Origin of the sequence: Brevibacillus sp. NSP2.1 (genome assembly GCF_000470975.2) — a bacterium.
GTDB lineage: Bacteria > Bacillota > Bacilli > Brevibacillales > Brevibacillaceae > Brevibacillus > Brevibacillus agri.
Window position 1 is genome coordinate 1654186 of the sequence record NZ_CP048274.1, and the last position, 21346, is coordinate 1675531.

The following is a 21346-nucleotide window of genomic DNA, read 5'->3' on the forward strand; positions in this document are numbered from 1 at the left end:
GCAGAAAGGAGAGGCTGCCTGTGACACCTTTTACCTCCCATCCGCTCTTCAGGAGCAGCTTGGAATCACCCCTGGGAGATGCGCTTTGCCAAAGCACCGGAAAGCGAAGGAGGCAAGCGCAACGAAGGGAAGCGTCAGACGTAAACAATAAGAAATACGCACACATAAAAATGGGCAAGGAGTTAAGCAAATGAGAGAACAAACCAACGACAATCGTACCAAACTGGGAGACTGGCGCCCGTTTTTTCAATTAATCATGCAGACGAAGCCGTCCAAGCTGAAAATCGGTGTCGCGCTGTTCATGAGTGTGGCGACGACACTGGTCAGCCTGGTCATTCCGCTGTTTACCAAAGACCTGGTGGACAGCTTTACGCTCTCGTCCATCAGCCGAGGCCAAATCGTGCTGTTAATGGTCGCCTTCATCGCGCAGGCCATCGCCAGCGGGCTGTCCATCTATTTGCTCAACCACGTCGGCCAGAGCATCGTCGCGGCTCTGCGCGACCGACTGTGGAAAAAGCTGCTCGTCCTGCCCGTCTCCTATTACGACAACCACCGGACAGGGGAGACGATCAGCCGGATGACGAATGACACAGGAGTCGTCAAAGGACTTATCAGCGAGCACCTCGCCAGCTTTTTCACCGGAATCATCGCGATTATCGGCTCCGTGGCCACGCTTTTGTACCTGGACTGGCAAATGACGCTGACCATGCTGATCGCCGTTCCGCTGTCTGTGGCGATTCTCGTGCCGCTGGGCAGACAGATGTACAAAATTTCCAAAGGGCTGCAGGACGAGACGGCGAGCTTCACGACGATCATGAATCAAGTGTTGTCAGAGGTGCGGCTTGTCAAGGCGTCGAATGCCGAGCCACATGAGTACGAGGCAGGGAAAAAGGGAATTGCCAACCTGTTTCGCTTCGGCCTGAAGGAAGGCCAGGTACAGGCGATGATCGCGCCGTTGATTTCGTTTGTGCTGATGGTTTTGCTCGTCGTCATTATGGGCTACGGCGGAATGCGCGTCGCTTCGGGAGCGCTCTCCGCCGGCGAACTGGTCGCGTTTATTTTGTACCTGGTGCAAATCATCATGCCGATGGGGCAGTTCACGCAATTTTTCACCCAGTTGCAAAAGGCAATGGGCGCGACGGAGCGAATCATTGCTACACTAGAGGAGCCGGAAGAGGATCACCAGAGCGGACGGACCGTGGAAAATGCCGCCTTGCCGATTGTAGTGGAGAACGTGAGCTTTTCCTATGAAAACGGGGAAAACATTCTCGATAACGTCAGCTTCACGATTCCGGCCGGGAAGGTGAGTGCGATTGTCGGGCCGAGCGGCAGCGGCAAGACGACCTTGTTTTCCTTGGTCGAGCGCTTTTACAAGCCGGATAGCGGCGTAATCAGGCTGGGCAGCGATCCGATCGACGCGTTTTCCCTGGCGTCCTGGCGCAGCAAAATCGGCTACGTCTCGCAAGAAAGCCCGCTGATCGCCGGCACGATCCGGGGAAACATCTGCTACGGCATTTCCCGCGAGGTGACGGAAGCAGAGCTGAAACAGGCCGCCGCCATGGCCTACGCGGATCAGTTCATCGACGAACTGCCGGACGGCTACGAGACGCAAGTAGGCGAGCGGGGCGTCAAACTCTCCGGCGGACAGCGCCAGCGCATCGGCATCGCCCGCGCCCTGCTGCGCGATCCGCAAATTTTGATGCTCGACGAGGCGACGTCCAGCCTCGACAGCAAATCGGAAATCATCGTGCAAAAAGCGCTGCAAAATCTGATGAAGGGACGCACCACGCTCGTGATCGCGCATCGGCTGTCGACGGTGGTGGACGCGGACCAGATCATCTTTTTGGAAAAAGGAAAAATTACGGGCATGGGGACGCACGAGCAACTGTTTGATTCGCACGACATGTACCGGGAGCTGGCCAGCCAGCAATTGCTGATGAAAGAAAGGATGCTGACGACATGACCAGAATCATGGTAGTGGACGACGACCCGCACATTCGCGAACTGGTGCGCATCTTTTTGCGCAACGACGGGTTCGAGATCGTGGAGGCGGAAAACGGCGTCGAGGCGCTGGAAAAAATGGAGTCGCCCGGCGCGGACCTGGTCGTGCTCGACATCATGATGCCGCAGATGGACGGCTGGGAGCTGTGCCGGCAGTTGCGCGAGCACTACGACATTCCGCTGCTCATGCTGACGGCAAAAGGCGAGACGGCGCAAAAAATCAAAGGCTTCGAGCTGGGGACGGACGACTACCTCGTCAAGCCGTTTGAGCCGGCGGAGCTTTTGGTGCGGGTAAAAGCGTTGCTCAAACGATACAAGATCGCCGCGTCGCACAAGGTGCAGGCAGGGCTGTTGCAGCTCGACCGCAAAACGTTTGAAATCGTGCAGGACAGCCGCTCGTGGACGATTCCGTTAAAAGAATTCGAGCTGTTGTTCAAGCTCGCGAGCTATCCAGGGCAAACGATTCCGCGCGAGCAGTTGATCGAGCAAATCTGGGGCTACGACTTTGAAGGCAACGAGCGGACGGTAGACGTGCATATCAATCGGTTGCGGGAACGTTTTCCGGAAGGGGAGTACGGCTTTCGGATTCGCACCGTGCGCGGCCTTGGCTATCGGCTGGAGGCAGACAAATGAGCAGAGAGCCAAGTGAAAAGCCAAGGCACAAATCCGGGCGAACGATGCCTTTGCACAAACACATCGGGCTGAAGCTGCTTGCGACTGTTGGAATCTTTGCCTTGCTGATGCTCTGCGGGGCAGTAGCTTACTGGAGCACGGGCCTCTTTTACCGCTATACAGGGCTTGCCCCGAGCGACTTTGTGCAAGCGGTGGTCCACGCAGTCGTCAGCTTTTGCTTTTTTATCCTCGCAGGGTTCACGATTTCCCACTTCATCCGCCCCCGGCATGTCGAGCTGTTTCAACTGCTGATCGACGCCTTGAGACGAATTGCCAAAGGAGACTTCAACGTCAATCTCGACGTCAAAATGGAGCGCCAATGGGGGCAGTTGGTGGAGGGCATCAACCATATGGCCGAGCAATTGCAGGCGATGGAGCAGATGCGCCAGGAGTTCATTTCCAACGTTTCCCACGAAATCCAGTCGCCGCTGACCTCGATCAGCGGATTTGCCCGCGCGCTGCAAAACGAGAGCCTGAGCCTGGCGGAGCGTCGGCACTACCTGGAGATCATCGAAACGGAGAGCAAGCGTTTGTCCAAAATTAGCGACAACCTGCTCAAGCTCACGTCGCTGGAGGGCAAGCACCATCCGGTCGAGCGCAAGCGCTATCGGCTGGACCAGCAGTTGCGCAGCATCATTTTGGCCTGTGAGCCGCTCTGGCTGGAAAAGGAGATCGAGCTGGAGATTGAGCTGGAAAAGGCGGAAATCGTCGCGGACGAAGACATGATGAGCCAGGTGTGGAACAACCTGCTCAGCAACAGCATCAAGTTCACCGAGCCTGGCGGCAAAATCAGCGTCAAGCTGCAATCGCTTCCCGGAGGCGCACAGGTGCAAATTTCCGATACGGGCATCGGGATCGCCAAAGAAAATTTGGAACGGATTTTCGAACGCTTTTTCAAGGAAGACAAGTCGCGCAACCGCGCCAAGGGCGGCAGCGGTTTGGGGCTGTCGATCGTGAAAAAAATTCTCGATCTGCACCAGGCGACGATCTCCGTGCAAAGCGAGCAGGGGCGCGGGACGACGTTTACGGTGACGTGGCAGGGGGAGTAGGGTCCTGTCCTCAAAGTGAGCAGAGCGCATTTAAAAGGCTGGGGACCTTTCTTGGCAAGCGACCTGGGATGAGACTTGCACGGCCGGGTGAGCAAGCGGCCGATTTTGGCTAGGCACTTCCTGCAAGGCGAACCGGGAGGCGATTGGATCATGAGCGGGTAGAGGAATTCATATAGCACCCCGCCACCGATGCAAACAGCGATCACCCTCTGCCTCTATATAATGAAACAAGACCTTGAGGACCGACACCTCTCAAGGTCTTGTTCGCATAGGCAAGAAGTCAGTTTTCGCCGTTTTCCGTTTACGCCCCAATGTACTTCGCATGCAGCGAACGGGCCACGCTGATCTCATCCGTTCCCTGGACGAGCACGCGTCCGTCCGGGAAGGCGACGAGCGTGTACGAGTCGACGTGGAAGCGGAGCAAAAATTTGTTTTGCTCAATTTTCCCGAGCGGAGCAAGCCGCTTGGCGAGGGCGTCGAGGTCGAGGGAGGCAGAAGCTCCGGGCGAGATTTGCACCGTATCCCGTCCGCAGAGCGAAACCGCTTGTCCATCCTGCGTCTCCGGCTGCAAAAATGCATACTCGTGCTTGCCGCACGTCGGGCAGTCGCTGCGGCGAGCATTGGCCACCTTGATTTGCGTGTGGCGATTTTGCCAGATTTCAAAATGCTCCAGGTTCAAATTGAGCGCATCCGTGGCTCCGACCAGCAGCTTGAACGCTTCGGTCGCCTGGTAGGAGGCGACGATGTGGATGATCGGACCGATGACCCCGGCGGTATCGCAAGTCGGCATTTCCCCCGGATTCGGAGCTTCCGGGAACAGACAGCGTAAACACGGCGTAATGCCGGGGCGGATGGTCGTAAACGTGCCCGTCGCGCTCACCGCACCGCCGTACACCCAAGGAATCCCGTGCTTCACGCAAACGTCGTTGACCAGATAGCGCACTTGAAAATTGTCTGTCGCATCGAGCACGAGATCGACGTCACGCAAAAGCTCCTCGGCGTTGTAAGCAGACAGGTCGGCGACGATCGGCTCAATCGTGACTTCCGAGTTGATTTTCGTCAGCTTGGCATGGGCCGCCATCGCTTTTGGCAAATGCTCGGCGGCGTCTGACTCGTCGTAGAGCATTTGTCGCTGCAGGTTGCTCGGTTCGACGAAATCGCGGTCAATGAGGCGCACAAAGCCGACTCCGGCGCGGACCATATGATTGGACAGCACCGTTCCGAGCGCGCCCATCCCGACGATGGCGACGCGGCTTTGCAACAGTTTTTCCTGGCCGCTGCGCCCGATCGGGTGAAACAGGAGCTGGCGGGAATAACGTGTATCCAAAGCGGTTACTCCTCCTTTCCTTCCGACATCGCCAGCGGATTCCACGGGCCTTGCTGATGGCCCTTCCATTCGCTGCCGTCCTCCCACATTTCTTTTTTCCAGATAGGGACGATTTGCTTCAGTCTTTCGATGGCGTAGCGCCCGGCTTCAAAAGACTCGTTGCGGTGCGGCGTTGCCACCGCGACGACGACGGCGATTTCTTCCACGGCCAAATCGCCGATGCGGTGGTGCATGGCGACTTGTGCTCCGGGCCAGCGTTCCTCGATCTCGGCTGCGACCTGCTTCATTTTTTCCACAGCCATTGGCTCGTACGCTTCATAGGACAGGTAGACCGTGCGCTGACCGTGCGTAAATTCGCGTACCGTTCCGACAAACGTCAAGATGGCGCCCGCGTGCGGGTTGCTCACCAGCCGCACGAGCTGGTCGGCAGACAGCGGCTCGCGGGTAATGGCAAAGCGCGGCACTTCCTCTCCGCCGCTGACAGGTGGCAAGAGCGCGATTTCGTCATCCGGGCTGATGACGCGATCAAAAGCAGCGTACTCGTGATTCATGGAAACAAAACAGCTACCGAGCAACGGCGCAAGCGCCGGATACTGCTCTCCGACTGCTTGCAGCAGGTCGCGCACGGTTGCCTGTTCTGGCAAAGTCAGTTCGATTTCGCGGACGTTGGCCCGCTCGGCCAGTCCGGCAAACAACAAGATGGTGATCGTCAAAGAAATTCCTCACTTCCGATTGGGATGACAGTTGTCTATGGGTTGACGATATCACAATCCGGCACGGATGCCAATGCGCGAAGGGGCTTGGGGACTTACGGAGCGAAGCCTTTTTGGCTTACGTACAGCTCGTCTTCCGCAAACACGCGCCGCAGCCGATCGTACACGAGTCGATAGGCGTCCGGCTCCGCCCATGCTTCTAGCCCCAACTCGGCAAAAAGCGAGGGAACCCCGTTTTTCTTCGTACGCTTGCCGCCGCTGCCGTCGCCCATGTAAAAATCGTCAATGCAAACCCGTCCGACCAGCGGCCGCAGCAGGTCGGGAAAAGCTTCGCTGCTCGGCAAGACGGGTGCGATCGTCGCCTGTGTCGGGACGCCAGCCGCAGCCAATTCCCGAAGCGCCCGCAGCCGTGCGGCAATCGGAGGCGCTTGCGGCGAGAAATGTTTGCGGATTTCCTCCAGGTCCGTTTCCACCGTCATGCTGACGCGTACTCGCTCGCCCAGGCGGAGCAGCAGGTCCAGATCGCGCGTGACGAGCGGGCTGCGGGTCTGGACGAGCAAAAAGTCGGGCGGATGCTCCACCATCACTTCGAGTAGCGAACGCGTTACCTGCTCCCGATATTCAACGGGCTGGTAAGGGTCAGTGCTCGACGACATGAAAATGGAGACGGGCCCCTTCGCTTTTGCCCGCTGTAGCTCTTTGGCGAGCAGCGCGGCGGCTCCCGTCTTGATATCGACCCACGTCCCCCATTCGTGCCCGCGAAACAGCGAGACGGGCATCTGCCGCACATAGCAGTAAGAGCAGGCGAAGGAGCAGCCCGTGTACGGATTGAGCGAGTGCGTGTAATCGGTCAAAAATCCGGTTCCTTTATTGAGCAGCGTTTTTGGTTGCTTGTAAAAGAAAGTGCTGTTCACTTTTGTCCCTTCTTATTTTGCGTCGTGAAAAATGATCCCCAGACTGTACCGCGTTCCCTGGGTGATCGTGCTGACGCCGTGGCGCAGCGTCGTTTTATAATAGCCGCGCGCTCCGGCTACAGGGCGATAGGCAGTCGGAAAAATCAAGCCTGCCCCCTGTTCCAAGGTTATCACATGTCCTCTGCTTTGCGCTCGCGGCCGTTGTTCGATCAGCAAAAATTGTCCGCCGCAAAAGTCGCTTTCCTGTTGGCTCAGGACTAAGACGACCTGAAAAGGAAAAAACACGTCGCCGTACATGTCCTGGTGCAGACAGTTGTAGCTGCCGGCCTCGTATTTCAGGAGCAAAGGCGTCGGGCGGGCCTGCCCGTGCTCGTGGCAACGGGCGAGAAAGGCGGACAGCGACGGAGGGTAGGCAGGCTGCTGTCCGAGCAGTGTGTTCCAGCGATTCGCCGTTTTGGCCAGCTCGGGATAAAAGCCCTCGCGCAACTGCTCCACTATGGGCGGCAGGGGAGCTTGATAATAACGGTACTCTCCGCTGCCGAAGCGGTATCGCGCCATGTTGATCGTCGCTCGGAAAAAGCGGTCTTCGCGATAGGTGGCGATCAGCTCCTGGCATTCTTCCGGTTGCAAGACAGGAGGGAGGACGGCAAAGCCTTGCTCGTCCAGACTGTGTTGCAACTGCTCCCAGGGGAGTAGGGCGATGCGTTTTGTCAGCGGCTCAGCCATGCTGCATCCCCCTTGCAAGACTTCCTTTTTCGAGCGCGATCAGCGCTGTTTTCATGTCCAGGCCGCCGCGATAGCCGGTGAGGCTGCCGTCTTTGCTGACGACCCGATGGCAAGGGACGGTCAAAAGCAGCGGATTGGCTCCGATCGCGGCTCCTACGGCCCTGACGGCGGCAGGCTTTTTGATGTGAACGGCAATCTCGGAGTAAGTCGTCGTCTGCCCGTATGGAATGCGGCACAAAGCGTCCCAGACAGATAGCTGAAACGGCGTGCCCTCCAGATCGAGCGCAAGCGAGAATTGCTGCCGCGCCCCTTGCAAATATTCGCTGATTTCCGCCACATAGGGGGCGAGCTGCTCGTGATCCTGGACCAAAACATGGCCGGGTCTGCGACGAGCGAACCAATTGCTCAGCTCTGCGAACGGGCCGTTTTGGGAGCCGACGAAGCATAGCCCTTTGGCTGTGGCCGCGAGATGCAGGCTCCACTCTTGCAAAATGACTTTTGACCAGTAAACATGTTGTTTTTCCTTCATTGTGACAAACGCCTCCAGACCTTATCGTTTCCAGCACGCTTGCTGGTTGTTGTACGCACAGTATAGCTTCACCGCGGCGTTTTTGTACGAATTTGCGAGTAGAACAGCAAGATAATGAAGGAGAAGACGCATGCTACAAGTAGCTGGAGCAGTTGGCAGCGATGTTTCCATTGCTTTTCGCAAGCCGCGGGAGTAAGGTAGGAGTAGACAGATGACCGGTTTCAGCCAGGCTTTTCGGCTGTTTAACGGGATCGCATAGATGGAGGACGGATAGTTGCATGAACGATCAACTGACGCATTTTAATGAACAAAACCGTGCGCGGATGGTAGATGTCTCGGAAAAAGACATCACAAAACGGGAGGCTGTGGCAGAGAGCAAAATCGTCATGAAGCCGGAAACGCTCGCCCGCATTCGCGAAGGACGGGTAGAGAAAGGGGATGTGCTGGCAGTCGCACAGGTAGCGGGCGTCATGGCAGCGAAAAAGACGTGGGAAATCATCCCGATGTGCCATCCGCTTCCTTTGACCGGGATCGACATTCGCTTCGCTTTTGAAAACGAGACGACGCTTGCCCTGGAAGCATGTGTGCGGACGACGGGAAAAACGGGCGTGGAAATGGAAGCTTTGACGGCTGTCAGTGTCGCAGCTCTTACGGTGTACGATATGTGCAAGGCGATGGACAAAGGCATGGTAATCGGTCCGACTTGCTTGGTGAGCAAAACAGGCGGGAAAAGCGGCGATTTTCGTCGGGGAGAGAACTAAACCATGAAACAGAAATGGCAATCCTATCCGAGCAGCATTCGTCTTCTGGCGATTGCTGCGATCATTTTTTCTACCGGAATGGCTTGTATTTGGCCGCTTGTCACCATCTATATCCACGATTATTTAGGGAAGCCGCTGACCGTAGCGGGCTTTTTGCTGTTATTGAACCAGGGGGCTTTTTTGATCGGCAGCATCGCAGGTGGCATGCTGTTCGACCGTTGGGGGAAAATGCGCACGATCGTTTTTGCCTCAATCGGCGTCATTCTGATTTCCGTCGGGCTTGGCGTCACGCATGACTTTACGCTGTACACGATCTTGCTGTTGCTGAACGGGCTGTTTTACGGCACGCTCTCTCCGGTGATGAATGCACTCGCTGTCGTGCTGTGGCCGGAAGGCGGGCGCAAAGGGATCAACATGATCTACGTCGCGCTCAACGCCGGGGTGGCGGCTGGCTCTGCCCTCGGCGGCTTGCTGGCGAGCATTTCGTTTGCCTGGACGTTTTTTGGCAACGCGATCTCGCAAGTCATCGTGCTCGTCATGTTCGTGCTCATTTTGCCTCGGCAGCTCAAGGCAGTCGCAGAGCGGGGCCATCGGGCGGAGCAAGCCAATACCGCAGGCACTCCCGCCGCTGCTGTCCAAAGCGCTGCCAAGCCGAAGCCAGTTGAGGCGCTTTCGCCGCTACAGCAACTGCCGACGAAAAAAGTGGCGTGGGGCGCCCTACTGCTCTTGTGCAGCGGGCTGTTAATCAGTTGGATTGTCTACGTCCAGTGGACGACGGTGTTGTCGACCTACATGCAATCGTTGGGCATTTCCTTGCGTCAGTACAGCTTGCTCTGGACGATCAACGGCGGCCTGATTTTGTTCGGCCAGCCGCTGATCGCCTGGGTCATTGGCCGCTTCGCCCGCACGCTGCGAGCGCAGATGCTGCTCGGCTCCTACGTGTTCGTGCTGTCGATGCTGATTTTGTCGCAGACGACCTCCTACGCCGGCTTTGTCGCCGGGATGTTCATCATGACGCTTGGAGAAATGCTCGTCTGGCCGGCCGTGCCTGCCGTGGCAGCAGAGTTTACGCCACAGGGGCGAGAAGGCTTCATCCAAGGGCTGATCTCCGGCACAGGCTCTGCGGGACGCATGCTCGGCCCATTGCTCGGAGCGGTCATTTTCCAGCATTTTCAGGCACAAGGACTTTTGTACATCATGGCGGGGCTGGCGCTAATGTCTGTCGCGTTTTTCGCCCTGCACAGCTCGTTTCAAGGCCGCACCCGAAAAGTGCCAGCCGCGACCGTAGAAAAGATGTAGCCAGGAAAAATTCGCGGGCCTCGCGAAGCGTCTTGACACGTTCGGAGCCCGCAATGTAGTATGAAGAAGATTAAAAACAGTATATTCCGTGTGATTTACTTATGAAGAGAGGCGGAGGGACTGGCCCTATGAAGCCCGGCAGCGGATCTGCGCGCTTGCGCGTTGCAGATGCTGTGCCAATTCCAGCAGGATAATTCCTGACAGATAAGGACGTGACCAAGCTGATCTCCCCCTTTTTCTGTACGGAAAGAGGGGGTTTTTGCTGTACATTGGCCTAAAAAGAAAGGAACTGAAGACAGATGCGCATCCAACCTTCCGACATGATTGATCGGCTCCCGACCCAGTTTTTTGCGACATTGGTGGCAAAAGTAAACAAAGTCATCGCTTGTGGGCATGACGTCATTAATCTGGGCCAAGGAAACCCGGACCTGCCTACGCCGCCGCACATTGTGGAAGAGCTGAAGGCACAGGCAGAAAATCCGCTGCATCACAAATACCCGCCGTTTTCCGGCCGACTGGAGCTGAAGCAGGCAGTCGCGCACTGGTACAAGCAACAATTTGACGTGGACCTCGTCCCGGAGGAAGAGGTGGCGATCCTGTTCGGAAGCAAAACCGGCCTCGTGGAAATTTGCCAGGTGCTGATGAACGCAGGCGATGTGGCACTCGTACCGGACCCTGGCTACCCGGATTACTGGTCCGGCGTAGCGGTCGTAAACGGCCGGATGTCGATGATGCCGCTGACGGCCGAAAATCAGTTTTTGCCTGACTACAGCAAAATCCCGCAAGCCGATTTGGACCGCGCCAAGCTGATGTTTTTGAACTATCCGAATAACCCGACAGCGGTGAACGCCCCGTTTGAATTTTACGAGGAAACCGTCCAGTTTGCGCGCAAGCACGAGATCGTCGTCTGCCACGACTTCGCGTACGGCGCGATCAGCTACGACGGCAAAAAGCCTGTCAGCTTCATGCAGGTGCCGGGGGCAAAAGAGGTGGGCGTGGAGTTTTACACGTTGTCCAAAACGTACAATATGGCCGGCTGGCGCGTAGGCGCGATGGTCGGCAACCGCGAGCTGGTAAGGCTCATCAATCTGATTCAGGACCATTACTTCGTCAGCCTGTTTGGAGCGGTCCAAATGGCCGCAGCCAAAGCGATGACAGACTCGCAGCAGTGCGTCCGCGATCTGGTAGCCGTCTACGAAGGCCGCCGCAATGCGCTGTTCTCCAATCTGCACCGCATCGGCTGGCAGGCCCCGCCATCGCAAGGCTCGTTTTTCGCCTGGCTCCCCGTCCCGGCTGGCTTTACTTCGGTGGAGTTCTCGGATTTGCTGCTGGAAAAAGCACATGTAGTCGTCGCACCAGGCGTCGGCTTCGGCCCAAGCGGCGAAGGCTACGTTCGCGCCGCCCTGCTGTCGGACGAACAACGCCTGGCCGAAGCGGTTCAGCGGATCGAACAGTTGGGGCTTTTTGCGAAAACGAAGTAAGTAGGAGAGCGGGTGACCACACTTCCTGGGGGTGGGGAGTGTGGTTTTGTTTTTGGGGGCTGCGTTGCGTGAGACTGCCGGGGGTGCGTTGGTCGGTTGCTCGCGTATCTCAGGATCATCCATGTTTCCCCATGTTGACCTGCGCTTGTCTGCGTTGCCCCCTTGCCCGCGCCGTCCACTGCCCACGCTTTATCACCTGCTTGTCAATCCATTACCAGTCGAACCCCCCTCCCGCACCATAAGACGTGCAGTAGTAATAAAAATCATTCTCATCGTTGACAGATAATGATTTTCATTATACGATGTTAATGATAATTGATCTCATCAGGAGCGGGAGGGTACTATGCGCTATCAGATTAACGGTTACACTGACATGTACACGGTGATCGCCAACGAGCGGAAGATCGGTGGAGCCATTGAAGCAGCTCAAGTTCGACTGCGCACAGGAGAGGTTTTCACCAATGTGGTTCTCACTCGTTTGGAAATGTCAGGTGCGCATTTTTGCTCGATCGGCTTCGTGACAGAAGAAGGCAAGCGGCTGATTGTGCATGTGGACGACATCAGCATGATCGCAGACGCGCGCCACGTCAATGTATGTGAGCTTGCCAATGAATGCATGCGGGCTGAAAAGTGCGCAGAGCGCCTGAAACGCCTGAAGCGTCTCTGTGAACTGAACGAAGGAAGCTGTACGCCTACCTTCCAGGAAGAAGCGCTGCTTTTGGCAGAAGACATCGGGCTGGAGGAAGCGCGTTCTTATGTGGATTTGTCCTTCCTGCCGCAAGTGGAAAAAAAGCAGGTTGTCCGCATCGCGTAGAGTGTTCCCATCGAATTACATATTCGCCCCTTTCCCTTTTACAGCGGAGAGGGGCTTTTTGCGTCTGGTAGGCGGCGGTGCTGCAAAAAACGGATGAAGCTGGTCACCGGATAAGGCAAGAGGTCATCCTGACGATAGACGAGGCAAATATGTCTGCGGTTGACGTAGCCAGGCAGCTCGCGAATGACCAGCTCGCCCGTTTCGCCTTCGCGCACGACGCTGCGATAGGGGAGGATGCTGACGCCCATATTGTGCTTCGTCGCTTCCTTGATCGTCTCGATCGCCCCAAGCTCCATGCGCACTTGCCAGCGCAACTGGTTTTCCTGGGCCCAGCGTTCGGCCAGCTCGCGGGAGGTGGAGCCGGCTTCGTGGATGAGGAACGGCTCGGATTGCAAATCGGCCAGTTCGATTGTCTTTTTTTTGCGCCAGCGGATTTTGCGGAGAGAGAACCAGACGCAGCTCGTCCGCCAGCAGCGGAATGACGTGCAAGCCTTCCTGGGGCTGCATGGACAGCGAAACAATAGCCAGATCAATTTCGAAGTCGCGCAGCAGCTCCATGAGCGGCCGCGCTTTTTTTACGGTCAAAATCGGCAGGACATGCGGGTACTCCGCCTGGAATGCGGCGAGATAAGGGGGGGAGAAAGTAGGTGGCAGGCGTGTAGCTCGCCCCGATTTTCAGCGTGCCTCTGCCGCCGTGACGAAACTCCTCCATGATCTGCCCGGCTTCTGTCAGCAAGGTGGACACTCTTCTGGCATACGGCAACAAAGCATTCCCCGCTTCGGTCAGCCGAAAATGCCGCGGCTGCTTGTTGAACAGCTCCACACCGAGGGCGGTTTCCAGCTTTTTAAGGTGAAAGCTGACGGTTGGCTGCTTGATCCCCAGCGCCTCGGCAGCTTCCGTCAACGACTTGCACTGGGCGGCTACAGCGAACACACGCAATTGCTGAATATTCACCGGATCGCTCCCTTCCGCCCTCAGTATAGATATTCTCTATGGATCTATCAATAAACATAGACTCTATTTAACACAAGCTTAGCATCCGGTTTACTTTCCCCTCACACAAATCGCGTACAGTTGTCGGTAGGAAATGAAATGGGAGGGAAATCGGAATGACCAGGAAAAATCGGCAACAAAAATGGACAGTAGCATCGCTGCTCGTCTCCACTACCTTGCTTTTTGCGGGATGCGGACAAGGCACTTCCCCATCGACGGCGACTTACGCAGCGGCTTCGACCTTGGTGGGCGGCGGTTTCGTTGTGCTGCTCATCGTCATCGTCGAGCTGTTGTTTCAGCCGAAAAAATGGAAAGCAGGGAGAGAACAAGCTTGAAGCCGATTTTGGAAGTGCGAGGCGTACAAAAATCGTTTGGCAGCTATGCCGCTTTGCGCGGAATCAACCTGTCCGTGCGCAGCGGAGAAATCATCAGCGTCCTGGGACCATCCGGCTGCGGGAAATCTACGCTCTTGCAAGTAATCGCCGGACTGACCCGGCCAGATGTCGGAGAGGTGCTGCTGAGAGGGGAACAGGTGGCGTCGCCCTCGCGGCTGGTCCCCCCGGAAAAGCGCAATCTCAACATGGTGTTTCAGGATTACGCCCTGTGGCCGCACATGAGCGTCTACGCCAATATCGCGTACGGACTCCAGCGCAAAAAAATGAAAGCAGATTTGATTCAGGCCAAAATCGCCGAACTGGTCAAGCTGTTGCGCCTGGAAGGGCTGGAGCAACGCTTGCCGCCGCAGCTTTCAGGCGGTCAGCAGCAGCAGCGCTGCGCGGAAATCTGGAGCAATGGCTGCTCGATCAGCATGAAAAGAAAGAGCAAACGGCTGGCGAAAAATCATGGCTGAAGTTTGCCGCCGGATTGCCGCACTACATCGAGCACGGGCCGTACTTGTTCGTACACGCGGGTATCCGCCCGGGAATTGCGCTCGCTTCCCAGCAGCCTTACGATCTGCTCGCGATCAGGGAAGAGTTTTGGCACAGTGCGGCGCAGTTCGAGCGAGTGATTGTATTCGGGCACACGCCCACACATCGGATGGGAGCCGCACCGGGGGAAATCTGGATACGGCCAGACCGAATCGGCATTGATACCGGAGCGAAGCACGGACTTCGTTTGACGCTGGTGGATTTGACCTGTCGCAAGAGCTATTCTTGCTCGACCAAAGAAAAAGGGACGTACACGGATTTTCGCATGGCGGCATGGGGTAAAAATGAAGGTTGCGAAAACTAGGGAGCAGCGCTGATGCAAGCAGCAGCTTCGATCGAACAATCGCTCGACATAGTCAAAACCTATCTGCTCATAGCTAGCGGGGATTGGACTTTGCCTGGCGTCAGTGATAAAACAAGAATAAGCAAAATCAAGGGGGAACGGAACATGGAGTACTCATTTTCAAAATCAGTTGACGCATTATCCTCCTCGGCTGTCCGGGAAATCTTGAAGCTGACCCAAGGCAATCAAGTGCTCTCGCTCGCAGGTGGACTGCCAGCCGAGGATTCTTTTCCTATCGCAGCTATGCGCGAAGCTTTCAATCGGGCATTCGATTTGGGGGCCAAATCTTTGCAGTACGGTTTGACTGACGGATACATTCCGCTTCGCGAGTGGGTTGCGTCACGGATGAAGCAAAAACATATGAACGTAGGCCTGGACAATATGCTGCTGACCACCGGCTCCCAGCAGGCCGTCGACTTACTGTGTCGAGTCTATTTGGACGAAGGCGACGTCGTGCTGGTAGAAAATCCAACGTATCTGGCTGCGGTCCAATTGTTCCAATTTCGGGGGATTCGCACCATTCCGGTGCAAGGGGACGCAGAAGGGATGGATCTGGACGATCTCGCGCAAAAAATCGCCCAGTATCGCCCGAAAATGGTCTATGTCATTCCGACTTTTGCGAATCCGACCGGGAAAGTATGGAGCCTGGAACGTCGCCAAGGCTTGCTCGCCCAGTGCAAAGCGAACGACATTCTCATTCTGGAGGACGATCCGTATGGCGAAATCCAGTTTGACGGAGAAGCTCCGTACCGTTCCATTTTCTCGCTCAATGAGCACCCGACAGATTCCTGTGTCGTGTACACGAGCACGTTTTCCAAAATCGTCGCGCCTGGTCTGCGGACCGGCTGGGCTATCGGCGACAAGCGCGTCATCCAGATGATGGTCAAGGCGAAGCAAGCCGTCGACTTGCAATCCAGCACGATCGACCAGATCGCGCTCCATGAACTGCTCTCCCAATTCGATCTGGAAGGCCACATCGAAAAAATCCGCGCTTCCTACAAGGAGCGGATGGAGTGGATGAACGAGCTGCTGCTCGCCCAAAACTGGGAAGGCGTCCGCTGGGAGAAGCCAAGGGGAGGCATGTTCCTCTGGGTGAATTTGCCCGAGCATGTGGACGCGGAAAAACTGCTGGCCCGCTCTGTGCAAGAAGGCGTGGCATTCGTCCCGGGCAAGCCGTTTTACGCAGATGAGCCGCAACACAACACGATGCGCCTGAACTACACGCTGCTCAACCGGGAAGACACTCAACTGGCAATTTCCAGACTTGGCAAAGCATTTACAGCATACAGTCAAAGCCTGGTGACACAGTAGCAGCGTCTTTCGCCCGCGAAACCGTTTCGCGAACGACAAGAAAGCTCTGCCCAAAAAGACAATCATGCCAAAAAAACTGGCTGGTTGTCTTTTTTTGTTTCTGATGTTCCGCAAATGAAAGGGCCAGCCCCGCAGCCCCCGGCTTCGCCAAACGCAATGCCATGGCGAAGCCAAAGCTTCCGGGAACGGCTAGACAGCCAGCTCCCTCTCCACCCCCGATCCAGCCACTCGTGCACCAGCTCGGTAAACAGCGCTGGCTGCTCGATTTGCAGGTTGTGTCCCGCGCAGTCGAGAACGGCAAAGGAGCTGCGCGGATAGTGAGGCAGCAAGCTCCAAGCGTCCTGGTAGCCGACGATGTGGTCTTGCTTGCCCACGACAAACAGGCTCGGATGGGAAAAAGGCTGCGTGTCGAGCGGGAAGGAGAAGCCGTACGACGTTTTCAGTCTTTCCAAAAAGGGGAAGTTCGCGATGTGGTATCCGCTCATAATCTCTGTTTTGTAACGCTCCCATGTTTCATTCGTCGCCACGACGGCCATGGACGCAAACTCGGTGCGCTCCGTCTCGGTCAGCTTGTCCCACAGCAGTTTGTCTTCCACGAGAAGCGCTTTTTCCGGCAAGGTGCGCAATTTCATTTGCGGAATGACGCTCGGGCAGATGAAAAGAGCGCCTTTTACTTGTTCTCTGCGCTTTTCGATCACGCCCCTGGCCAAAAAACCTCCGTAAGACTCTCCTGCAAGAAGAAAGGGCTTGCCGGACAACTCCCGATCTATCCAGTGCAGGACGGCCTCCAGCATGTCATCCGTGTTTTGCACGCTGTCGTAATTTTGCGTCTTTCCCATGCCTGGCAAGTCAATATACAGGCGGCGGAAGCCTTCGCGCTCCGCGAAAACAGGCTCCATGCAGCCTTGCATAATGCGGTGGTCGAGGGAAAAGCCGTGAAGCATCACAATCGGAAAGCCGGAACCGAGTTGTTCCTGATAAAACTGGACATCGTGAAGCGAATGACTCATAAAAACACCTCTTCCGAATAAGTTCAAGTCGAAGTATTTTGAAAGGGAACATTTGTTCTTATTATAATCTCATTTCTGGAAAAAACAAGAGGAAGATTTGCAATATTTTTCCTGAAAAGACTGCCCCAGCTCCCCCAAAAAAACGTGCCCATCGACGGTAAAGTCAAATGGACACGTTTTTTGCAGATGAAATGGCACTGTGAGCGATGAACTTCACAGGCGGCTGTCTGACTGAGCCACAAGCCGACTCAAGCCAGGCCGTTTTTTATTCTTCGGTTTCTTCCAGCGTGCAAATCGCGCTAGGGCGCTTGATGCGCAGCACGACGCACTCGTAAACGCGGAACAGGCTGTTCATTTGCTCGTCTCCGAGGAAAGCGGAGTCGAAGTCTTCCGCAATCGCCAGGTCCAGGTTGTGACGGCCCGTTGCCACCAGCACGCCGGAGCGGCCTTTGATGGTTGGCGATTGGTACACGCCGTCTGTGACGAGGTTGCGCACATGCTCGATCTCCAGCACGTTGGTGCCTTTGTGCACACGGTGCAGCAAGGAGTACAGCTCTGGAGACACAACGAGGGCATAAGGGCCGCTGTGGCCCATTTTCAAGAGCTTGTTGCGCGCTTCCACGATATCCGCGAACGCGTTGCCGGACTCCATCCAGTCGCTTTTCAGGTGAGTGAGGCGGCCTTTTACATTCATCAGGCCCGGCAGATCGAATTCAGCCGCTCCGTTGAAAATCAGGTCGTCTTCCATCAGGGCGCAGCCGGCAGCCGCGTTTGCAGCAGCACTCATGTCGAGCGGCATGCCGAGTGTGCGCGCTTGCGCCACGTCGCGCCAGTAGAGCATGAAGTCTTTGTACAAAATCGGAATCGTCATGCTCACACGGCGGCTAGGCTGTGTCATTTCCAGCGATTCGCCGCGCAGGGAGAGACCGCCAAAGCGGGACTCGTCGTACACGTCGTTCGTAATCGTCTGGATGCCTTCCCCGAGCGGACCGTAAATATCAATGAAACGACGTCCCACGAGTTGACGGCGCGCCATCTCGATTACAGTGGCATCCAACTGGCTCCATTCATCTTTCGTCAAAGGAGAGTCAGGGTATTTGCGAAGCTTGTCCATAGCGTAACCTCCAGGTCATATAAGATGGTTGTTTCCTTACAGTCCTTTCAGACTTCCTACTGTAAGCCCCTTTTTGCCGGAAATGTTGCCGGAAACGGCATGGGCAGGAGCGGAATGCTTGATGACGGAAGCAACACCGTGAGCAGCGGAAGCCGAAGCTTTCAGGTGATCCACCTGATGGATGTCGTGTCCCTCGTCGTGGTCAGTCAGATCGGGATGGGACCCGTCCGAAAAACGCTCGCTCAACGCGGCCATGATTTCTTTCACCTGCAAGTAGTCGGCGTGGGTTTTTTCGCGCATGCCGTCCAGAGTCTGGCGAGTTTCGTCATCTTGAAACTCGTACAGGGAAAGCTCCAGGTGCTCGCGGAAGTTATGCAGGCCAAAACGCTCCAGGTTCACATCCGACAGCATTTGCGAAAGCTCGCGGTCGCTCAGCTCGGCAAGCGTTTCTTTTTCGGACACTTTTTCCAGGTAAGGAACCAGTTCCTGGAGTCGTCCCATGCGCTGTTCTTCTTCTTCCAAAATGTGATGGTAGTACAAGCGTGTATGCTCGTCCTGGGCAGCGTCGATAATCGGCTGGATGATTCCCATAAAACGATTGATGTACCCTCTGGTTCGATCAAAAATGGCGTGCAGTTGTGTAATTTCTTGCACCCTCCGCCACCTCCTCATTCACGATCTATTTGTTCATTATACAGTTGGAAAAATGAACCGGGCAATACATATGTAGATATTCGGCGTTTTCTGTTCATATCTGGCGTTTTTTACGGGCAATGGCGAGTGAGACCTGTGGAGCAGCAAGGAGCTGTTAACAGTAGTTTTATATTTTTACAAAAAAGTTATCATGGAGAGTATTGTCAAAGCTAAATGGGAATGATAATATTTATCAATAAGAGTGATATTCATTATCAATTAGAAAAACAGAGAAACAGAACATACATTTTACACTCACTCAATTTAAGGAGGAAAACAGTTATGTCATCCATTTTAGTTATCGGCGGAGATCGCCTCGGTAATATCGTCGACTTGTTGCACGGGCAAGGATTCAAGGACATCCATCACGTGACAGGTCGCAAAAGCTCCCAAACAGGCGTGAAAATCCCTGCAGGCATCCACATGATTCTGGTGCTGACTGACTTCGTGAACCACAACCTGGCGAAGACAGTGAAAAACCAGGCGAAGGACCGCGAGCTGCCGATCGTATTCTGCAAGCGTTCGTGTTCCGCGATTGCCAAAGCTTTCGATCTGACCGCGTAAATACATACCCGTTCAGGTGGACAGACTACTTCGTGAGTCTGATACCAACGGAGGAATGGCGTATGGAACAAAACCGTTTGAACGAACTGCCTATTGCGCAACTGACGGCCGTGCAGTTGCAACAATTGAAAGAGGCAGAGGAACAAATCAATTCCGAAGGTCAAAACGTATATTTGATCGCATTTGAAAAACAATCCCCGTCATCCTAGACGGGGTTTTTTCTTTTCCCATACTTTTTTGCTGGGCAGTTGCTTCTTTATTTAAAGACGTACTGCTCCAGTTGCGCTTTCAGGGCGTCAATGCCGATGGCAAAGCCCAAACATTGGCTGGATTGAATGATAAAGGCATTGAGCCCCACAACCTCGCCGTTCAGGTTGATGAGTGGCCCACCACTGTTGCCGGGGTTGATGGCGGCATCGGTCTGGAAAATTTCTTCGTACATTCGCTTGGCAACCTGAAGGCGGCGGTTTTTGGCGCTGATGATTCCGGCAGTTACAGAGTTTTCCAATCCAAGTGGAGAACCGCCTGTGTGCAAAGAGGCAGACTATTTAATGAAAGACAAGGTGCTGAAGGCAGATGGCGCGCTCTTGGCGCTGCCCCGCCGCGGTGGAAGATACGGTTGCCTCCACGCGCCGGATGAGAATGGAGACGAGCAGGCGGCGTTCTTCCTCGCTGGCATGGGACCAGATGAGGGGCCACTCCGTCAGCAGGCTGGGGTCGGGGAGAGGAGCAGCAGGGAGGAAGGCAGCTCGCGGAGGATTCGATTCGTCCGCTTCCGATTGCAATGCCGCCATTTTTTCGCGAAACGCTTCGAGGGAGAGCAGCCCTTCCTCGTAGGCTGCCTCCCAGCGCCGCCGTTTGCGCTCCCGCTTCCGCTCCAGCTCCTCTGCGCTCGCGCCAGCGACTGGGCGAAGCGATTCCCGTGCTTCCGCATAAGCGGCGAGCGCTTCTTTTGCATAGCGCATCAGCTCGGTGAGAATCGCCTGTTCCAGCCGATCTTCGCGGATGGCAGGGGCGTCGCAGCGACCAGCCTGCTTGTTCTTACATAAATAGTAGCGATGCACATACAGCCTCCCGCCGCTTTTGCTCTTCGCCGTTTTTCCGCGCATCGGCGCGTTGCAGCGCGAGCAGTAGAGCAGACCGGAAAAAGAAAACGACGAGCCGAGGACGCGCGGATGGAGCGAACCGCGTGCCGCCATTTTTTTTTGCACGCGGGCAAAGCACGCTTTGTCGATGATCGCAGGATGCGTCGCTTCCTCGATAATCCACTCCTCGGGCGCGTTTTGGCGCTGGAGCGAATCGGTGTAGTTCCAGCGCAAAGCCCCGTGGTACACCGGGTTTTTCAACAGGCGCAGGACGGCGCTTGCACTCCAGCGTGCGCCATTTTTTCCGCGCAGACCTTCGCGGTTCGCCCACTCGGCGATCTGGCGGGGAGACTCGCCTTTTTCGTAGCGGGCAAACATCTCGCGCACGCCAGCGGCCTCCGCGGGCTGGACAGTCAATTCCCCGGCCAGAAGCTCGTAACCAAAAGGCGGCGGGCCGCCTGGCCGTTTGCGTTCCCGCGCCATTTGCTCCATGCCGAGCTTGACCCGCTCCGCCAAATTTTCCCGCTCCCACTGCGCGAGCGCCGCCACCAGCGTAATAAACAGCCGGCCGATCGCCGTCGTCGTATCGTACACCTCCGTGCAGCTTTTGAAGCGCACGTCGTACTTTTCAAACTCCTGCAGCAGCCGATACAAATCCAGCACGGAGCGGGTGAGGCGATCGAGCCGATAGACGAGCACGACGTCGATGTTCCCTTCCCGGATATCGCGCAGGAGCCGCTTGAGCGCGGGGCGGTTTGTGTCCTTGGCGCTGATCCCTTCGTCGGCGTAGATCGCCGCAACCTCCCACCCTTGAGAGTGAACGTAAGCCAACAGCTTTTCCCGCTGGGCCGGGATCGAAAAGCCTTCCCGCGCCTGGTCTTCGGTGCTGACGCGCATGTAGACAGCCGTTCGCATCGGATTCCCTCCCGTCGACTGAGGTTGCTAGAGTCTACAGCAAAATGCCGGTTTGTATGCCTGGCCCGCAAAAGAAAACTCGGCGTTTCCAAGCACAAAAAA

The 21346-nt window shown here is 56.0% G+C and carries 24 protein-coding genes, 2 pseudogenes and 1 riboswitch; of the genes and pseudogenes, 13 read left to right on the forward strand and 13 right to left on the reverse strand.

The window, feature by feature from the left end; all coding sequences use genetic code 11:
* The first annotated feature begins 190 nt into the window (after positions 1-190).
* The 3 genes from M655_RS08065 to M655_RS08075 are packed head-to-tail and all read left to right on the forward strand — an operon-like array spanning position 191 to position 3722.
* Positions 191-1963 carry an ABC transporter ATP-binding protein gene (locus M655_RS08065; RefSeq protein WP_026557873.1) on the forward strand — a complete coding sequence of 591 codons (1773 nt, stop codon included), beginning with the start codon at positions 191-193 and terminating at the stop codon, positions 1961-1963.
* A complete protein-coding gene (locus M655_RS08070) occupies positions 1960-2634 on the forward strand; it encodes a response regulator transcription factor (protein WP_005828501.1) in 675 nt (224 codons plus the stop codon). Before M655_RS08065 ends, M655_RS08070 begins: the two co-directional genes overlap by 4 nt.
* Positions 2631-3722, forward strand: coding sequence for a sensor histidine kinase (locus M655_RS08075; RefSeq protein ID WP_005828503.1), 1092 nt, complete (start codon positions 2631-2633; stop codon positions 3720-3722). Before M655_RS08070 ends, M655_RS08075 begins: the two co-directional genes overlap by 4 nt.
* 301 nt (positions 3723-4023) lie before the next feature.
* Here the strand turns inward: M655_RS08075 and M655_RS08080 are convergent, their stop codons facing one another.
* From M655_RS08080 to M655_RS08100, 5 genes are all read right to left on the reverse strand, one after another.
* Entirely contained in the window at positions 4024-5049 is a 1026-nt protein-coding gene (locus tag M655_RS08080; protein ID WP_005828505.1) for a ThiF family adenylyltransferase, read from the reverse strand.
* A gap of 5 nt (positions 5050-5054) precedes the next feature.
* A complete protein-coding gene (locus M655_RS08085; RefSeq protein WP_005828506.1) occupies positions 5055-5762 on the reverse strand; it encodes a molybdenum cofactor biosynthesis protein in 708 nt (235 codons plus the stop codon).
* A 95-nt stretch (positions 5763-5857) separates the two neighbouring features.
* Positions 5858-6676 (reverse strand): SPL family radical SAM protein, encoded by an 819-nt coding sequence (locus tag M655_RS08090; protein WP_005828508.1) that lies wholly within the window; start codon positions 6674-6676, stop codon positions 5858-5860.
* Positions 6677-6688: 12 nt separating this feature from the next.
* Positions 6689-7402, reverse strand: coding sequence for a 2OG-Fe(II) oxygenase (locus tag M655_RS08095; RefSeq protein WP_026557874.1), 714 nt, complete (start codon positions 7400-7402; stop codon positions 6689-6691).
* On the reverse strand, positions 7395-7931 hold the full coding sequence (locus M655_RS08100) for a methylated-DNA--[protein]-cysteine S-methyltransferase (protein ID WP_026557875.1): 537 nt from the start codon (positions 7929-7931) through the stop codon (positions 7395-7397). Before M655_RS08100 ends, M655_RS08095 begins: the two co-directional genes overlap by 8 nt.
* A 278-nt stretch (positions 7932-8209) precedes the next feature.
* On the opposite strand from M655_RS08100, the gene moaC reads away from it, so the two are divergent.
* The 4 genes from moaC to M655_RS08120 all read left to right on the forward strand — a co-directional run bounded on the left by moaC (position 8210) and on the right by M655_RS08120 (position 12286).
* The gene (gene moaC / locus M655_RS08105; protein ID WP_005828514.1) at positions 8210-8692 is read left to right on the forward strand and encodes a cyclic pyranopterin monophosphate synthase MoaC; all 483 of its coding nucleotides are present in this window, start codon (positions 8210-8212) and stop codon (positions 8690-8692) included.
* A gap of 3 nt (positions 8693-8695) precedes the next feature.
* Positions 8696-9991: an MFS transporter gene (locus M655_RS08110; RefSeq protein ID WP_026557876.1), complete on the forward strand. Its 1296-nt coding sequence runs from the start codon at positions 8696-8698 to the stop codon at positions 9989-9991.
* 96 nt (positions 9992-10087) lie between these two features.
* Positions 10088-10202: riboswitch (SAM riboswitch) on the forward strand.
* 88 nt (positions 10203-10290) lie between these two features.
* Complete coding sequence (locus tag M655_RS08115; protein ID WP_026557877.1) at positions 10291-11472, forward strand: pyridoxal phosphate-dependent aminotransferase; 1182 nt, start codon at positions 10291-10293, stop codon at positions 11470-11472.
* Positions 11473-11815: 343 nt separating this feature from the next.
* A complete protein-coding gene (locus M655_RS08120; RefSeq protein WP_007783157.1) occupies positions 11816-12286 on the forward strand; it encodes a hypothetical protein in 471 nt (156 codons plus the stop codon).
* 38 nt (positions 12287-12324) lie between these two features.
* On the opposite strand, the gene M655_RS08125 is transcribed toward M655_RS08120, so the two are convergent.
* The 3 genes and pseudogenes from M655_RS08125 to M655_RS28055 all read right to left on the reverse strand — a co-directional run.
* Complete coding sequence (locus M655_RS08125) at positions 12325-12819, reverse strand: LysR family transcriptional regulator substrate-binding protein (protein WP_005828522.1); 495 nt, start codon at positions 12817-12819, stop codon at positions 12325-12327.
* Positions 12761-12940, reverse strand: a pseudogene (locus M655_RS28050) (LysR substrate-binding domain-containing protein); the annotation flags it as partial. The pseudogene M655_RS28050 and the gene M655_RS08125, both read right to left, overlap by 59 nt.
* Positions 12941-13118: 178 nt before the next feature.
* Positions 13119-13241, reverse strand: a pseudogene (locus M655_RS28055) (LysR family transcriptional regulator); the annotation flags it as partial.
* Positions 13242-13396: 155 nt separating this feature from the next.
* On the opposite strand from M655_RS28055, the gene M655_RS08135 reads away from it, so the two are divergent.
* From M655_RS08135 to M655_RS08150, 4 genes are all read left to right on the forward strand, one after another.
* On the forward strand, positions 13397-13615 hold the full coding sequence (locus M655_RS08135; protein ID WP_007783161.1) for a hypothetical protein: 219 nt from the start codon (positions 13397-13399) through the stop codon (positions 13613-13615).
* Positions 13612-14130: an ABC transporter ATP-binding protein gene (locus M655_RS08140; RefSeq protein WP_235694611.1), complete on the forward strand. Its 519-nt coding sequence runs from the start codon at positions 13612-13614 to the stop codon at positions 14128-14130. Before M655_RS08135 ends, M655_RS08140 begins: the two co-directional genes overlap by 4 nt.
* Before the next feature lie 14 nt (positions 14131-14144).
* Positions 14145-14513, forward strand: coding sequence for a hypothetical protein (locus tag M655_RS08145; RefSeq protein WP_007783166.1), 369 nt, complete (start codon positions 14145-14147; stop codon positions 14511-14513).
* A gap of 144 nt (positions 14514-14657) precedes the next feature.
* Entirely contained in the window at positions 14658-15863 is a 1206-nt protein-coding gene (locus tag M655_RS08150) for an aminotransferase-like domain-containing protein (RefSeq protein ID WP_026557879.1), read from the forward strand.
* 62 nt (positions 15864-15925) lie between these two features.
* Here the strand turns inward: M655_RS08150 and M655_RS08155 are convergent, their stop codons facing one another.
* From M655_RS08155 to M655_RS08165, 3 genes are all read right to left on the reverse strand, one after another.
* Complete coding sequence (locus tag M655_RS08155) at positions 15926-16873, reverse strand: alpha/beta fold hydrolase (RefSeq protein ID WP_286085988.1); 948 nt, start codon at positions 16871-16873, stop codon at positions 15926-15928.
* Between the two features lie 265 nt (positions 16874-17138).
* On the reverse strand, positions 17139-17987 hold the full coding sequence (locus M655_RS08160) for a family 1 encapsulin nanocompartment shell protein (RefSeq protein ID WP_005828110.1): 849 nt from the start codon (positions 17985-17987) through the stop codon (positions 17139-17141).
* A 36-nt stretch (positions 17988-18023) separates the two neighbouring features.
* Positions 18024-18641, reverse strand: a complete 618-nt coding sequence (locus M655_RS08165; protein ID WP_007783174.1) for an IMEF encapsulin system ferritin-like cargo protein — start codon at positions 18639-18641, stop codon at positions 18024-18026.
* Between the two features lie 321 nt (positions 18642-18962).
* Here M655_RS08165 and M655_RS08170 point away from each other — a divergent pair, with 321 nt between their 5' ends.
* Together M655_RS08170 and M655_RS08175 are read left to right on the forward strand one after the other, a co-directional pair.
* The gene (locus tag M655_RS08170; protein WP_005828113.1) at positions 18963-19244 is read left to right on the forward strand and encodes a DUF2325 domain-containing protein; all 282 of its coding nucleotides are present in this window, start codon (positions 18963-18965) and stop codon (positions 19242-19244) included.
* Between the two features lie 62 nt (positions 19245-19306).
* Complete coding sequence (locus tag M655_RS08175) at positions 19307-19453, forward strand: hypothetical protein (RefSeq protein WP_005828114.1); 147 nt, start codon at positions 19307-19309, stop codon at positions 19451-19453.
* Positions 19454-19500: 47 nt separating this feature from the next.
* On the opposite strand, the gene M655_RS08180 is transcribed toward M655_RS08175, so the two are convergent.
* A complete protein-coding gene (locus tag M655_RS08180) occupies positions 19501-19779 on the reverse strand; it encodes a S1C family serine protease (RefSeq protein ID WP_025843917.1) in 279 nt (92 codons plus the stop codon).
* A 13-nt stretch (positions 19780-19792) separates the two neighbouring features.
* Positions 19793-21244 (reverse strand): recombinase family protein, encoded by a 1452-nt coding sequence (locus M655_RS08185; RefSeq protein WP_005828118.1) that lies wholly within the window; start codon positions 21242-21244, stop codon positions 19793-19795.
* Positions 21245-21346 lie beyond the last annotated feature (102 nt).

Bases quoted from the DNA above. Each gene is read 5' to 3' on its own strand.
- M655_RS08100 (WP_026557875.1), bottom strand. From the start codon at position 7,931: ATGAAGGAAAAACAACATGTTTACTGGTCAAAAGTCATTTTGCAAGAG.
- M655_RS08185 (WP_005828118.1), bottom strand. From the start codon at position 21,244: ATGCGAACGGCTGTCTACATGCGCGTCAGCACCGAAGACCAGGCGCGG.
- M655_RS08170 (WP_005828113.1), top strand. From the start codon at position 18,963: ATGTCATCCATTTTAGTTATCGGCGGAGATCGCCTCGGTAATATCGTC.
- M655_RS08160 (WP_005828110.1), bottom strand. From the start codon at position 17,987: ATGGACAAGCTTCGCAAATACCCTGACTCTCCTTTGACGAAAGATGAA.
- M655_RS08135 (WP_007783161.1), top strand. From the start codon at position 13,397: ATGACCAGGAAAAATCGGCAACAAAAATGGACAGTAGCATCGCTGCTC.
- M655_RS08070 (WP_005828501.1), top strand. From the start codon at position 1,960: ATGACCAGAATCATGGTAGTGGACGACGACCCGCACATTCGCGAACTG.
- M655_RS08175 (WP_005828114.1), top strand. From the start codon at position 19,307: ATGGAACAAAACCGTTTGAACGAACTGCCTATTGCGCAACTGACGGCC.
- M655_RS08115 (WP_026557877.1), top strand. From the start codon at position 10,291: ATGCGCATCCAACCTTCCGACATGATTGATCGGCTCCCGACCCAGTTT.
- M655_RS08150 (WP_026557879.1), top strand. From the start codon at position 14,658: ATGGAGTACTCATTTTCAAAATCAGTTGACGCATTATCCTCCTCGGCT.
- M655_RS08075 (WP_005828503.1), top strand. From the start codon at position 2,631: ATGAGCAGAGAGCCAAGTGAAAAGCCAAGGCACAAATCCGGGCGAACG.
- M655_RS08120 (WP_007783157.1), top strand. From the start codon at position 11,816: ATGCGCTATCAGATTAACGGTTACACTGACATGTACACGGTGATCGCC.
- M655_RS08155 (WP_286085988.1), bottom strand. From the start codon at position 16,873: ATGAGTCATTCGCTTCACGATGTCCAGTTTTATCAGGAACAACTCGGT.
- M655_RS08110 (WP_026557876.1), top strand. From the start codon at position 8,696: ATGAAACAGAAATGGCAATCCTATCCGAGCAGCATTCGTCTTCTGGCG.
- M655_RS08065 (WP_026557873.1), top strand. From the start codon at position 191: ATGAGAGAACAAACCAACGACAATCGTACCAAACTGGGAGACTGGCGC.
- M655_RS08095 (WP_026557874.1), bottom strand. From the start codon at position 7,402: ATGGCTGAGCCGCTGACAAAACGCATCGCCCTACTCCCCTGGGAGCAG.
- moaC (WP_005828514.1), top strand. From the start codon at position 8,210: ATGAACGATCAACTGACGCATTTTAATGAACAAAACCGTGCGCGGATG.